Below are 13549 nucleotides of genomic sequence, written 5' to 3' on the forward strand. Positions count from 1 at the left end.
GAGTTTTGAGAACAAGATCTGACCATGGGGGCCGGGCATGAGCCATCCGCATCCTGAGCTTGGCCCCCCGCCGGCGCTGCCTGAGGGCGGCCTGCGCATCGTTGCGCTCGGCGGGTTGGGGGAGATCGGCAGGAACATGGCCGTCTTCGAGTATGAGGGCCGCCTGCTGATCGTTGACTGCGGGGTGTTGTTCCCCGAGCCCGACCAGCCGGGTGTCGACCTCATCCTGCCCGACTTCGAATACATCAGGGACCGGCTCGACGACGTCGAAGCCGTGGTGCTGACGCACGCCCACGAGGACCACATCGGGGCGGTGCCGTACCTGCTGCGCGAGCGGCGCGACATTCCGCTCATCGGGTCCAAGCTCACCCTCGCGCTGATCGAGGCCAAGCTGACCGAGCACCGCATCCAGCCCGTCAAACGCGAGGTCGTCGAGGGTGAGCGGCACGTGTTCGGGCCCTTCGACTGCGAGTTCCTCGCGGTCAACCACTCCATTCCCGACGCATTGGCCGTCGCCATCAGGACTCCCGCCGGCATCGTGTTGCACACCGGCGACTTCCGCATGGACCAGTTGCCGAGCGACGGCCGCCTCACTGACCTCGGCGGCTTCGCCAGGCTCGGCTCCGAGGGCGTCGACCTGCTGATGTCGGACTCCACCAACGCCGAGGTGCCGGGGTTCGTCACCAGCGAACGGGAGATCGCGCCCGTCATCGACGAGGTGATCCGCACCTCCGAGCAGCGCGTCATCGTCGCCAGCTTCGCCTCCCACGTGCACCGCATCCAGCAGGTCATGGACGCCGCCGCCAAGCACGGCCGCAAGGTGGCGCTGGTCGGACGGTCGATGGTGCGCAACATGGGCGTGGCCCGCGACCTCGGCTATCTCAAGGTGCCGCCGGAGCTGATCGTCGACTCCCGCGACATCGAGGAATGGCCGCCTCAGGACGTGGTGCTGATCTGCACCGGCTCCCAGGGCGAGCCGATGGCGGCGCTGTCGCGGATGGCCAACCGCGATCACCCGATCCGCATCGCCGCGGGTGACACCGTGCTGCTGGCCTCGTCGCTGGTGCCCGGCAACGAGACCGCGGTCAACAAGGTCATCAACGGCCTGACCAGGTGGGGCGCCCGCGTCGTGCACAAGGGCAACGCCAAGGTGCACGTCTCCGGCCACGCGGCCGCGGGCGAGTTGCTGTACGTGCTCAACCTGACGCGTCCCTCCAACTTCATGCCCGTGCACGGCGAGTGGCGTCACCTGCGGGCGCACGCCAAGCTGGCCGAGCTCACCGGCGTGCCCGAGGACCACATCGTGATCGCCGAGGACGGCGTCGTGGTGGACCTGGTCGACGGGCGGGCGCGGATCGCGGGTGCCGTCCACGCCGGATACGTCTACGTCGACGGCTCGTCCGTGGGTGAGATCACCGACACGTCCCTGAAGGATCGCAGGATCCTCGGTGACGAGGGATTCATCTCCGTGGTCGTCGTGGTCGACTCCAACACCGGCAAGCTCACCGCGGGGCCGGAGATCCACGCGCGTGGATCGGGCATCGATCCGGTGCAGTTCGACGAGTTCATCCCGCAGATCCAGCGGGCTCTGGAGGAGAAGGCCGCAGACGGCGTGATCGACACGCAGGAGATCCGCCGGGTCGTGCGGCGTACGGTGGGTCGCTGGGTGAGCGACACCTACCGCCGTCGGCCGATGATCATCCCGGTGGTGCTCGAGGTGTGAGCCTCCGGGCGGTACGGCAGGTGTCTTCGCCTGCCGTACCCGCCGGGCGGCCGGCGGCCTGCGCGCCGGCTGGTGGTTGCGCATGTCAGACGTCCCTTCGGCGTACCAGTGCGGTGGCGGCTAGAAGCGGGACGGCCGCGTAGCCGATCATGACCGCGGCCGCTCCCAGCGGGGACAGCAAAGAGCCGTAAACCGAGGAGGCGTTGCTGTCGCCGATGAGCTGGCGGGGCAACGCGCCGATCATCAGGGACCCGAGGGTCTCACTCCAGGGCTCGGGGAAGTTGCCGATGATGATCGGCAACACGTAGACGAGACCTGCGACGACGGCGATCGCGGCCGCCGGTGAGCGCAGGAGCGCTCCCAGCCCGAGGCCGAGTAGCGCGAACACAGGCACCGTCAAGGTGAGGGCGATCAGGAGCGGCAGCCGGTCGCCGAAGGCGGTGGCGTAGGCGCCGGCGAATCGGTGGCCGATGGCACTCCTGACCGCCGCGTACGTGCCGAAGACCGCTACGGCTCCGATGGCCAGGGACAGGACCGTGACGGTCGCCGCCTTGGCTGCCAGCAGGGGCCAGCGGCGGGGGACGATCGAGAAGCTCGTTCTGATCAGGCCGGTCGTGTACTCGGATGTCATGGCCAGCACGCCGAGGACTCCCATCGCCAGCTGAGGGACGATCACGAACACCTCTTCCAGGTACGCGATCCTGGCGATGGCTTGCCGTCCGGGTGAGGCGGCGTCATACGTGCCCGCGGCCGTGACGGCGAGCGCGAGGCCCAGGAGGGTGGTGCTGAGGGCCAGGCCGACGGTCAGGTAGGTCGAGCGGACCGACCGCATTTTCAGGTATTCAGAGGTCAGAACGCTCATTTCGCATCCACTCCGTTGTCAGGGTGAGGCAGGGTCTGCCGGGTTGCCAGGGAACAGGGAGGGCGTCGGGGGTTAGGGGGCAGGGCGTCTGCGGGTCCTTCGCGCAGGTATGCGTGGGGCCGACATGCGCGGGCGTATGTCGGGTCGTCACGTGCGGGCGTGCGTTGGGTCGTGACGTGCGGGTGCGCGTCGAGTTGTCGCGTGCGGGCGTGCGTTGCGCCGTATGGTCACGGGGTGCGTTTGCGCCGGGGCATCACGGGGTTAGGCGAGGGCGGGTTGTCAGGGTCGAGGTGAGGACTGGTGGTGACACGAGCGGTCGTTCGGTGGGGTGCCTGCCGGTCATGCGTCTCTCCATTTGAGAGCGGAGTAGCCGGCGGCGAGGGCGATGGTCGGGTACGCGATGAGTAAGGCCAGCGCTGCCCAGGGCGGCAGGAAGCCGTCTCCTAACTGCGAGGACACGCGCTGACCGCCGAACTGGGGCGCGAGGTTCGGCAGGAGGATCGAGGCCATGCGCGCGTTCCACGGAGATGGCAGGTAGGTGACCACCCCCGGCACGACGAACAGCAGCGCGACCACCGACGCGATGGCGCCCGCTGTGGACCGGATGGCGGCGCCGAGGCCGAGCCCCACCAATGCCAGGGCAGTCACCGACAGGCCAGAGGCGAGCACAGTGGTCCAGCTGTCGACGAACGGAACCTCGTTGAAGCCCAGATGGCGGCCGCTCGCGATCAGTCGGCTCATGGCGAAGGTGACCAGGAGCACTGCGTTGGCCGTCACCAACGTCGCCAGCCCCACCACTGCGGCCTTGGCCAGGAGTAAGGCACCCCGCTTGGGGACCGTGACGAGACTGGTGCGGATCAGGCCGGTGGCGTACTCGGAAGTGATCGTCAGCACGCCCAGCACGGCCAGGCTGATCTGAAGGAGGGGCAGGATGCCCTGCTCGGGAGCGGCGGCGCTCAGTGTGCCCCGGATGTCGGCCAGGTCGCGCACGTAGAGTGTCCAGCCGATGCCCACGACCACCATGAGGGCTGCCGCGCCGAGCGCGTGGTAGGTCGAGCGGACCGAGCGGAGCTTCAGCCACTCCGAGGCGAGGACCGATTTCATCGGGCGGCTCCGTATTGCACGTTGCCGGCCGTCAGGGCGAGGTAGGCGTCTTCGAGCGAGGGGTAGCGGGCCGTCAGCTCGGCGACCGTGGCCTGGGCGATGAGCCTGCCCCGGCCCACGATGACGATGCGCTCGGCGGTGAGGGCCATCTCGCTCATGAGGTGGCTGGAGAGCAGGATCGTGCGGCCTTCGGCGGCCAGCGCGCGCATGAGGTCGCGGATCCAGCGCACGCCGTCGGGGTCGAGACCGTTGACCGGCTCGTCGAACATCAGCACCCCGGGGTCGCCGAGCAGCGCGGCGGCGATGCCGAGGCGCTGTTTCATGCCCAGCGAGAAACCGCCCACGCGTTTCCGTGCCACGCCCGCGAGGCCGACCTGCTCGAGCACCTCGGAGACGCGCTTGGGGCCGATGTCGTTGGTGCGGGCGAGGCTGAGCAGGTGGTTGTAGGCGCTGCGGCCGCCGTGGACCGCGCCCGCGTCGAGGAGCGCGCCGACCTCGTGCATCGGCCTGCGCAGCGACGTATATCGGCGGCCGTTGACCAGGGCCTGGCCGGAGGTCGGCGCGTCGAGCCCGAGGATCAGGCGCATCGTGGTCGACTTGCCTGCGCCGTTGGGGCCGAGGAAGCCGGTGACGTGACCGGGCTCGACCGTGAAGGACAGGTCGTCGACGGCGAGGGTGGAGCCGTAGCGCTTCGTCAGGTGCTGAAGTTCGATCACGGCGTAAAGAATGCTGGGCGGCGGCGGGCCGGCGCGTCGGACCACGGTTCGAACTTCAAGGTCAGACCCTGGGTTGACGTGCCGCGCCGCCGCAGCGGCTACGGTTCAACGCGTGAACGACACGCATCCCTTCTTCGCCAGGAGCCTCAGCCGGCGCCAGCTGGTCGTGCTCGACCTGGTCGCGGGGCTGTGCCTGGCGTTCCTGCTCTTCACGGTCATGGTCAACGCCGTCACGATGCCGCCATGGATGCGGCTGGCCCTTCCGCTCGCGCTGGGGCTGCCGCTCGCCGTGCGCAGGGTGTGGCCCATGCCCGTCTTCTGCCTCACGCTGGTGCTCGCCCTCTATGCCGCGCTGGCCGGCGCGGTAGGACATGCCTATCTGGCGCCCGCGTACGCGCTGTACATCGTCGCCCTGTCCGACAGGCTCGGCGCGGTGGTGCCGACGTCGGCCATCGCGGCGGTGAGCCTGGTCACCGTCCTGGGGCTGACGGTGGCCGGCACGTCGCGAGTCGGTGCGCCCGACTGGATGGTTCACCTCGACCAGCCGCTGCTGGGCATCGGGGCGCTGGGCGGGGCATGGACGATCGGCAGGGCGGTGCAGGAGCGCAGGTCGTACGCGGCGCGTGAGGCCGAGCGGCTGGCGGCCCAGGCCGTCACGGAGGAGCGGTTACGGCTCGCTCGTGAGCTGCATGACGTGGTCACGCACAGCGTGGGACTGATCGCCATCAAGGCGGGAGTCGCCAATCACGTTCTGGCGTCCAGACCGCAGGAGGCGCACGACGCGTTGCGCGTGATCGAGACGGCCAGCCGGAGCGCGCTCGTGGAGATGCGTCACCTGCTCGGCGTGCTGAGATCGTCGGACGCTCCCGACCTCGCGCCCGCGCCCGGACCGGCCGGCATCGAGCGGCTGGTGGAGCAGGCACGGCTGGCGGGGGTGGACGTGGACCTCGACCTCCACTTCGCACCGGATGCTGCTGCCGGTGATTCGGCGGCGGGCAGCTCGATGGTCGGTGGTCATGCGGCCGACGATCATGCGGTCGATGGTCGTGCGGTTGACGGTTCTGCAGCTGGTGGTTCTGCGGATGGTGGGTCGTCGGCTGGTCGTGTCGGGGATCGGGTGCGGATGCCTGAGGGTGTGGGGCTGTCGGTCTACCGCATCGTGCAGGAGGCGCTCACGAACGTGGTCAAGCACGCCGCACCTGCTCGGTGCCGGGTGTCCGTGGTGGCGGATGAGAAGGAGGTGCGGATCGAGGTGCTTGATGATGGCGCGAGGAGACGCACCTTGCCGTCCGATGGCTCAGGGCATGGCCTGATCGGCATGCGGGAGCGGGTCAGTATGTACGGCGGTACGTTCGAGGCGGGGAGCCGTCGTGGGCGGGGGTTCCGGGTTTTCGCGACATTGCCTTATGGGGAGGGTTTGTGATTCGCGTGGTCGTCGCCGATGATCAGGCGCTTATTCGGGGCAGTTTCACCGTACTGGTCGATTCTGAACCTGATCTTACGGTGGTGGGTGAGGCGGCGACTGGAGCGGAAGCCGTTGCCGTCGCGCTGGAGCAACGGCCTGATGTGGTGTTGATGGATGTACGGATGCCGGAAATGGACGGCATCGAAGCCACGCGCCGTATCAAAGACGTTTCCCGAGTGCTCGTCGTGACCATGTTCGACCTTGACGCTTATGTGTATGACGCGCTCCGAGCGGGGGCCAGCGGTTTCCTCCTGAAGGACACGCCCCCTGCGGATCTGCTCGCCGCCGTTCGCGTGGTCGCCCGGGGAGAAGCACTGCTGGCACCTGCGGTGACGCGGCGGTTGATCGAGGAGTTCACGCGGGCTCCCGTTCTGCCGAGGGTGAAAGGGCTGCACGGCGTCACCGAGCGGGAAAAGGAAGTGTTAATGTTGATCGCGAGAGGCTTGTCGAATAACGAGATTGCTGCTCATCTGCAAGTGAGTCTGGCGACCGTGAAGACACACATCACCCGGTTGCTGGCCAAGTTGGAGGCCCGGGATCGGGCGCAGCTCGTTATCGCGGCATATGAAAGTGGGCTGGTTTCGGCCGCCGGGTGATGTGTGATCAGCGTGTTGACGATGATAGCCTTGGTTTCGATCAGGTCTCAGTTCGATGCATTCATGATGCTTTTGCTTGCCAGGCCAAGTGTGCTCCGCCGAACGGGCCTTGCCTTTTCGCGACTGCGTCGAGAAGCCAGCGTGCTGATTCTTCCGCTTGTTTGATCAACTCGGTGGGGTAGTTCAAGAGAAGCTGATGCTCGGCGAATTCGTCTTCGTCGTCGAGAATGAGACGTCCGTTCCTCAGCCTGATGACGTCCAGGTCGAGGTCGAGCATGGTGACCTCGTCGTCTCTCCACTCCGGGACGGTGGTGACGTCGATGTAGAGGTCGCTCTTGTGGGGTGGGATGTGAAATGAGGCGGTCCACCAGGCGCTGCGGGGGAACAGCATGGTGACCGGGGTCTTCCAGGTGACAGGCGGGGCATCGCCTTTACGGGCTAACGTCCCGCCGGGCACGTCCACCCAGACGCCGTGCTCGTCCTCATCGAGCACGCGGCCGGGGTGGTTCCAGTGCAGTGCGCCGCCGTATTTCCTGAAGACGATTCGCACATCGTTCATGCGGTGATACGTATCCGGAGCCAGTGCGGCTCACACGGAATCTCAGGTGGTGGGGCCGTAGCATGCACGACGGGGGTTCCAAGGAACGTGACGGTGTCAGGGGTGGCCAATCCCGCGGACGGGCGGCGCCGTATTGACCCCGAACGGTGTGCGCGGCGGTGGGGCGGGGATGGCGGACCTTTGCTCGGCAGGAAGCTGTGGGATGCAGGAAAGTACGTGAGGAAGCGGGGCGGCTCCTCGCCGAGGTAGTGCGCTGGCGGAAGGTCGCACAGACCGAACCGTGGTTCGAGGGTGATGTCGGGGACAGTGCAGCGGTACGGATCGGCCCGGGCGCGAGAACACGGCGGTGAGGGTGAGGTTGCATCGCGGGGGGGCTGGCGTTCGTGTGAGGCTGCGTCGCGGAGGCCGCCATTCGCGTGGGGTTGCATCTCGCGTGGGGTTGCATCTGGCGTGGGGCTGCATTCCGCATGGGGGCGTCCCCGTGAGGCGGGGTTCAAGGTGCGGTGGTGTGGGGGCGAGAGGCAGCGGTGAGGGTGGCGTTCGGGGTGGCGAGGGCTGTGCGTGGGGCGGTGCTTAGGTCCGGGGTGCTTAAGTCGGGGTGGTGAGGGTGTGAGGGCACCTTCGCGCCCCAGCTCAGTGGGTGGTGGAGTGGGCTGGGAGGCCAGGCGGTTTGGGAACGTGCGGCCGGCCTCCCAGCCCACCCAGCACAGACGTTGTGGACTAGGGCAGGAGGGTGAGGGCCTGTGCCAGGGCTGACAGGCGTTGGGGGGAGGCTAGGCCGGCGTGGTACAGGTGGTATTCCGTAGCTCCTGCCTTGCTGTACGTCCTCAGTTGGTCGGCCAATACCTCTGGGTTGGCGGGGCGTGGGGGGAGGGCCAATACGTAGGCGCCCACTCGTTGGGGCTCGTTCGTCAGAGTCTTGAGGTGGGTCAGGCGGGTGGCGTCCGTGACCGGGTCGCCCCAGCAGTTGGCTACCAGGACGTCGGCGTTCGGTTCGCCTGCGGGGAGAGGGGCGAACGCGCCTGTCGACCAGGGGTCGGGATTGGCGTGGAGGGTGATGGGGGCGTGGGGGGCGGTTTCCTTCGCCACTGCGATCAGGCGTTGGCGGAGGGTGGTGGTCAGGGTGGTACGGGCTTCGCGTACCTCGTCTGCCAGGTCGCCTAGGGCTTGTTCGGCTGAGAGGGGAGGGGTGGTGGTGCGAGCTGTGCTTGCCGTTGTGTGCGTGGCGGTGGCCTTGGAGTGGCGGCTGGGTGGTGTGGTGCGGTCTATTGCGGAGCGGACCACTGACCTTGTCTGGTCGGGGTATCGGGTGGCGCAGTTCTTGCAGAAGCACAGGGAGAGGAGGTCGATGTCTGCCTGGGTCCAGTCGGCGCCGGAGGTCTTTTCGTGGACCGTTTGGTGGCCGAAGCCCATGGGGCCGCAGGCCTCCAAGATCAGGCCGTCAGGTTCTCCCAGCGTCAGGGTTTCTCTGACCAGGGTCTCGCAGTATTCGATGACGTCCTCGTGCGATGGGCACAGGGCGTACGGGTACGCGTCGCCGAAGGCGTTGCGGACGACCAGGTCGGGGTTGGCGGAGCCTAGGTGGGAGTTATGGGTGAGGACCGTCCAGGCGTGCACCTGGAGGCCGACTGCCTTGAGAGCGTCCCTGGCCTGGAGGTAGGCGTCTGCCGGGGTCCAGGTGGGGGCGGCGGGCACCAGGCGGGACCAGGAGGCGGGGCGGATCGGGAGGTAGAAGGCCGGGTACGGCACGTCCAGCACGCGGTGGGCCGGATGGTACGGCGTGGCCGCTCGTGTCGAGTGGTAGCTGGCCGCCAGTGCGACCGCCTCGACGCCCAGGTCGGCCAGACGGCTGGGGGCCGACGGGTCACCGACCACGTCCCAGGGGTACAGGTAGGCGACGTTCACCACAGGGTCTCCTTGCTGGAAGTGTCTTCTTGAGGATGAGGGATAGGTCGGTGAATTTGTCGGTGGCAGTCATAGGAAAGGGGCTAAGGGTGCTCCTTCCCAGCCGGAACGGAGGAACGGAGGGTCCAGTCCGTCCATGCCTGCAGGGGTCTGTGGGTGACGGTTCCCGCAGATGAAAAGTCGGTGGCGTCCGTTCGTGCGCAGTTGGGTCTGTGGTTCGTTCCGCGCGAATGGGAGTCGGTCCGATCCGTCCCTCGGGATTGGAGTCCGTAGAGCACGGTCTGTAGAGCACGGTCCGTAGAGCACGGTCCGTAGAGCACGGTCCGTAGAGTACGGTTCGTGGGGGACGGTTCGTGGATGAGGGTGCTTTTCGATCTGATCGCAGGCCAGCCAGGGCGCGCTTTCCTTTGGGGGGCGGAGGTGGAGAGCGCTTCGGCCCCGGTCTGAGGTGGGAGAGGGAGCTTTCGGCCTGGGATCGAAGGTGGGTGAGGGGGTTCCGGTCTCAGGTGGAGGGCGGGTGGGAGCTTCTGTCCTCAACCTGAGGGATTTCTGCCCCCAGCCTGGGGTGGGCGAGAGGGCCTCTGCCCCCAGCCTGAGGCTGAGGGTGGGGGAGACGGTTTCCGCCCCCAGCCTCAGGGTGGGTGTAAGCACTTGCGGCTTCACTCTGAGGTGGGTGGGAGGGCCTTCGAGCTCTGCGTGAGGCAGGTGAGGGAGCTTGCTCTGTCCGATCAGAGATGGGCGGAGAAATCTTGTGGCTCTGGCGGGAGGCAGGTGGGGGAGCCTGTTGTGCTCGACCGGCTGGGGACGCAGGAGGCTTCCGTCGCTGCCTGGAGGTGGGCACGGAAGGTTTCCACCGCTGATGACTGGAGGTGGGCTTGGAGGGCTTCCGTCTCCGGTTAGAGGTGGGGTTGGAGGGCTTCCGTCTCCGGTTAGAGGCGGGCTTGGAGGGCTCCCGTCTGCGGGCAGAGGCAGGCTTGGAAAGCTCCCGTCTGCGGGCAGAGGCAGGCGCGGAAGGTTTCCGTCTCCGGCCGGAGGTGGGGGCGGAGGGCTTTTGTCACCGGTCGGAGGTGGGGGGAGCGGGCTTCTGTCTTTGAGCATAAGCGGGGTGAAGAGGGGCGTGTTGGGCAAGGGCGGGTTACCAGCGGGGGCGGGTGGCGGGGAAGGACGGGGTGAAGCGTCGCATGTACGACGTGTCGTCCCGTGCCGTGATTCCGCACTTCTTGTACTGCTCGTTCATCGTCGCCAGCGCGTCCCGGTCGAGTTCTACGCCGAGGCCCGGAGCGGTGGGGACGGGGACGGCGCCGTTCTCGAAGCGGAGGGCGCCGGGCTTGACCACGTCCTGGCCGTCCTGCCAGGGCGTGTGCGTGTCGCAGGCGAACGTCAGGTTCGGGATGGCGGCGGCCAGGTGAGTCATGGCGGCCAGGCTGATCCCGAGGTGGGAGTTGGAGTGCATCGACATCGACAGGCCGAAGGCGTCGCACATCGCGGCCACGTGCGACGAGCGTACGAGGCCGCCCCAATAGTGGTGATCGAGGAGGAGTACGCCGATCGAGCGGGCGGCCATGGCGGGCGGGAAGTGTTCGGGGGTGACCACGCACATGTTGGTGGCGAGGGGCATGGCGACGGCGGCGGCGACCTCGCCCATGCCGTCGATGCCCGGCGTCGGATCCTCCAGGTACTGGAGCGCGCCCTCGAGTTCGCGGCCCACGCGGATCGAGGTCGCCACCGACCAGGCGGCGTTCGGGTCGAGGCGGAGCGGTACACCGGGGAAGGCGTCGTGCAGGGCGCGGATCGCGGAGATCTCCTGGTCGGGCGGGTAGACGCCGCCCTTGAGCTTGATGGACTCGAAGCCGTACTCGTCGATGAGCAGCTTCGCCTGCTGCACGATGCCCGCTTCGTCCAGGGCGGCGCCGAAGCGGTCCGGCTCCTCGCCGGGGTGGCCGGCCCACTTGTAGAAGAGGTACGCGCTGTACGGGACGGCGTCCCTGACCTTGCCGCCCAGCAGGTCGCTCACCGGCACGCCGGCCGCCTTGCCGCGGATGTCGAGGCAGGCCACCTCGAAGGGAGAGAAGACGCGGTCGATGCTCTTCTCCTTGGTGGCGGCGCCGGTCAGGCCATGGAGGTCGGTCACCGTGCCGCCCATGGTCGCGGCGATCCTGGCGTACATCTCGTTGAGCGCGTGGACGTCGAGGCCGACCAGAGCATCGGCGCAGTCGCGTACCTTGGCGAGATGGTGCAGGTCACCGTAGGTCTCGCCCAACCCGCTCAGACCTTCGTCGGTGACGACCTCGACAATGGTACGCAGGGCCCACGGCTCGTGGACTCCGGCGGCGTTGAGAAGAGGCGGATCCCTGAAGGCGACGGGGGTTACGTGGACCTGCCTGATGATCATGCGCTCGCCGTCCATGTATGTGAACAATGGCCAGATTTGTGGACAAGTTGCCGCAACTGTAAGAATCAGGTGGAAGAAGTGTCAAGCATCCGAAGGGCCTTTCGATGATCTACGGACACGACCCCAGGACCGGCGAAACCGTGGGCGCCGCCCTGCCCGAGACCGACAGCGCCGGTGTCGACAGGATCGTTTCCGCGGCGGCCGCTGCCGGAGCGGCGTGGCGGGCGACGCCGGCGTCCGAGCGGGCCGTCGCGCTGGAAGCCGTCGCTGACGCGCTCTCCGCCCACGTGGACGAGCTGTGGCAGCTCGCCGACCAGGAGACCGCGCTCGGCGAGGGACGCCTGCGCGGCGAGGTCGCGCGTGCCGCGGGGCAGTTCAGGCTTTTCGCCGAGGTCATCAGGGACGGCGGCTACCTTGAGGCGATCATCGACCACGCCGACGCCTCGCTGACGCCGCCCAGGCCCGACGTACGCCGGATGAAGCACGCGCTGCCGGGTGTGGTGGCGGTGTTCGCGGCCAGCAACTTCCCGTTCGCGTTCTCGGTGGCCGGTGGCGACACCGCCTCGGCGCTGGCGGCCGGGTGCCCCGTGGTCGTCAAGGCGCATCCCGGGCACCCCAACACGTCCGAGCGGGTCGCCAAGATCATCAGCGAGGCGCTGCCGAACCCCGACCTGCTCGGGCTGGTTCAGGGCATGCAGGCCGGCGCCGACCTCGTCCAGCACCCCGCGGTCGTCGCGGCCGGGTTCACCGGGTCGGTGGCCGGCGGCAAGGCCATCCAGAAGCTGATCGACGAGCGGGAGACGCCCATCCCGTTCTACGGCGAGCTCGGCAGCGTCAACCCTGTGGTCGTGCTGCCGTCGGCGCCGGTCAAGGAGGTGGCGGCGGGGTTCGCCGCGTCGCTGACGCTCGGGGTCGGGCAGTTCTGCACCAACCCCGGCCTGCTGTTCGTGCCCGAGGGTGACGAGCTGCGCAAGGCGATCGTGGAGGCCGTCGAGAGTACGGCTGGCGGTCCCATGCTGGCCGAGCGCATTCGTGACGGTTACCTCGGCGGCGTCGAGCGGCTGGGTGAGCTGCAGCTGCTGGCCGAGGGCAAGCCGGGTGAGGGCGGCTGGGCGGTCACGCCGAAGGTGTTCACCGCCGACCTCGAAACGTTCGCGGCCAAGCTGCCGGAGATCGGGGAGGAGTGCTTCGGGCCCGCGTCCATCGTGGTCACCTACCGCGACGTCGCCGACCTGCGGCCGCTGATCGAGCGGCTCGAAGGGTCGCTGACGGCGACCGTGCACGGGGTGGCGCCGGAGGAGGCGTCCGAGGTCGTCGAGGTGCTGGGCAGGAAGGCCGGGCGGCTCATCTGGAACGGCTGGCCGACCGGGGTCGCCGTGTGCTGGGCCATGCACCACGGCGGGCCTTGGCCGTCCGCCACCACGACCTCCACGTCGGTCGGGGCCACCGCGATCGAGCGATGGGTGGCGCCGACGGCGTACCAGGACTGGCCTGAGGCGCTGCTGCCCGAGGAGCTCAAGGACGCGAACCCGCTGTCCATCCCGCGCCGGGTGGACGGCCGCCTCCAGGTGTGAGCCTTGGGACGAGGTGAGCCGGCAGGAGGGCTCGCCGGGCGGGCGCTGAGGTGATTCCCCACCTCGCGCGGTCCGGCGGGCCCTTCGTCGTTCCGGCCTTGTTGGGCCGGCGGCCGGACGCGGGGGATGAAGGGCCCGGATGCAAGGGGGAGGAAGCGCGGGTGCGCGACCGACCGAGGGGCGGCAGGGAGGTGCGCGCGGAGAGAGATGACGCGCTCGGGTGGGCAATCAGGTGTCGGGGTGGCATGGGGAGAGGTGGCGCGTTCGGGTGGGTGGTCGGGTGTCGGGGTGGTATGGGGAGAGGTGGCGCGCTCGGGTGGGTGGTCGGGTGTCGGGGTGGTATGGGGAGAGGTGGCGCGTTCGGGTGGGTGGTCGGGTGTCGGGGTGGTATGGGGAGAGGTGGCGCTCAGGGGTATGTGCGTGGGGCGCTCGTGGGCGCAGGGGGAGCGGCCTGAGCGGGTGGTCGGTCGTGAGGACGAGGCCGCTCCAGTGCGATCGGGCGTGGCCGTGGGCGGGGGACGGGTTAGTCTCCGATCTCCCTAGCGGGAGGCCCGTTCCGGGCTGAAAATCGGGAGTGGTTGCCCGCCGACGTCGTGTGTCCTTGGTCCGGTTGAGGCCGTGGGTTAGTCGGACGCCGGGAGCCGCGCCATGGG

General features: G+C 68.4%; 9 protein-coding genes and 1 pseudogene. 4 read left to right on the plus strand and 6 right to left on the minus strand.

What is annotated here, in order from left to right:
* Positions 1-37: 37 nt before the first annotated feature.
* The gene (locus tag ABZW11_RS40840) at positions 38-1723 is read left to right on the plus strand and encodes a ribonuclease J (RefSeq protein WP_355430018.1); all 1686 of its coding nucleotides are present in this window, start codon (positions 38-40) and stop codon (positions 1721-1723) included.
* Between the two features lie 85 nt (positions 1724-1808).
* Here ABZW11_RS40840 and ABZW11_RS40845 read toward each other — a convergent pair whose 3' ends face one another.
* From ABZW11_RS40845 to ABZW11_RS40855, 3 genes and pseudogenes are all read right to left on the minus strand, one after another.
* Positions 1809-2585 (minus strand): ABC transporter permease subunit, encoded by a 777-nt coding sequence (locus tag ABZW11_RS40845; protein ID WP_355430020.1) that lies wholly within the window; start codon positions 2583-2585, stop codon positions 1809-1811.
* Positions 2586-2924: 339 nt separating this feature from the next.
* Entirely contained in the window at positions 2925-3689 is a 765-nt protein-coding gene (locus ABZW11_RS40850) for an ABC transporter permease (RefSeq protein ID WP_355430023.1), read from the minus strand.
* Positions 3690-3766: 77 nt separating this feature from the next.
* Positions 3767-4405 (minus strand): annotated as a pseudogene (locus ABZW11_RS40855) (ATP-binding cassette domain-containing protein); the annotation flags it as partial.
* A 112-nt stretch (positions 4406-4517) separates the two neighbouring features.
* Between ABZW11_RS40855 and ABZW11_RS40860 the strand changes: the two are divergent.
* On the plus strand, positions 4518-5828 hold the full coding sequence (locus ABZW11_RS40860; protein ID WP_355430026.1) for a histidine kinase: 1311 nt from the start codon (positions 4518-4520) through the stop codon (positions 5826-5828).
* A complete protein-coding gene (locus tag ABZW11_RS40865) occupies positions 5825-6466 on the plus strand; it encodes a response regulator transcription factor (RefSeq protein ID WP_355430029.1) in 642 nt (213 codons plus the stop codon). Before ABZW11_RS40860 ends, ABZW11_RS40865 begins: the two co-directional genes overlap by 4 nt.
* A gap of 61 nt (positions 6467-6527) precedes the next feature.
* On the opposite strand, the gene ABZW11_RS40870 is transcribed toward ABZW11_RS40865, so the two are convergent.
* From ABZW11_RS40870 to ABZW11_RS40880, 3 genes are all read right to left on the minus strand, one after another.
* Positions 6528-7025, minus strand: a complete 498-nt coding sequence (locus ABZW11_RS40870; RefSeq protein WP_355430032.1) for a DUF402 domain-containing protein — start codon at positions 7023-7025, stop codon at positions 6528-6530.
* A 720-nt stretch (positions 7026-7745) separates the two neighbouring features.
* Complete coding sequence (locus tag ABZW11_RS40875) at positions 7746-8930, minus strand: hypothetical protein (RefSeq protein ID WP_355430035.1); 1185 nt, start codon at positions 8928-8930, stop codon at positions 7746-7748.
* A 1135-nt stretch (positions 8931-10065) separates the two neighbouring features.
* Positions 10066-11337, minus strand: a complete 1272-nt coding sequence (locus tag ABZW11_RS40880; RefSeq protein WP_355430038.1) for a glucarate dehydratase family protein — start codon at positions 11335-11337, stop codon at positions 10066-10068.
* Between the two features lie 89 nt (positions 11338-11426).
* On the opposite strand from ABZW11_RS40880, the gene ABZW11_RS40885 reads away from it, so the two are divergent.
* Positions 11427-12896: an aldehyde dehydrogenase (NADP(+)) gene (locus ABZW11_RS40885; RefSeq protein WP_355430041.1), complete on the plus strand. Its 1470-nt coding sequence runs from the start codon at positions 11427-11429 to the stop codon at positions 12894-12896.
* The last annotated feature ends 653 nt before the right edge of the window (positions 12897-13549 follow it).

This window comes from Nonomuraea sp. NPDC004580 (assembly GCF_040609855.1).
Classification (GTDB): domain Bacteria; phylum Actinomycetota; class Actinomycetes; order Streptosporangiales; family Streptosporangiaceae; genus Nonomuraea; species Nonomuraea salmonea.

What these genes read in the sequence shown, in the direction of transcription:
- ABZW11_RS40840 (WP_355430018.1), top strand. Translation starts at nt 38, where the DNA reads ATGAGCCATCCGCATCCTGAGCTTGGCCCCCCGCCGGCGCTGCCTGAG.
- ABZW11_RS40845 (WP_355430020.1), bottom strand. Translation starts at nt 2,585, where the DNA reads ATGAGCGTTCTGACCTCTGAATACCTGAAAATGCGGTCGGTCCGCTCG.
- ABZW11_RS40850 (WP_355430023.1), bottom strand. Translation starts at nt 3,689, where the DNA reads ATGAAATCGGTCCTCGCCTCGGAGTGGCTGAAGCTCCGCTCGGTCCGC.
- ABZW11_RS40870 (WP_355430032.1), bottom strand. Translation starts at nt 7,025, where the DNA reads ATGAACGATGTGCGAATCGTCTTCAGGAAATACGGCGGCGCACTGCAC.
- ABZW11_RS40880 (WP_355430038.1), bottom strand. Translation starts at nt 11,337, where the DNA reads ATGGACGGCGAGCGCATGATCATCAGGCAGGTCCACGTAACCCCCGTC.
- ABZW11_RS40885 (WP_355430041.1), top strand. Translation starts at nt 11,427, where the DNA reads ATGATCTACGGACACGACCCCAGGACCGGCGAAACCGTGGGCGCCGCC.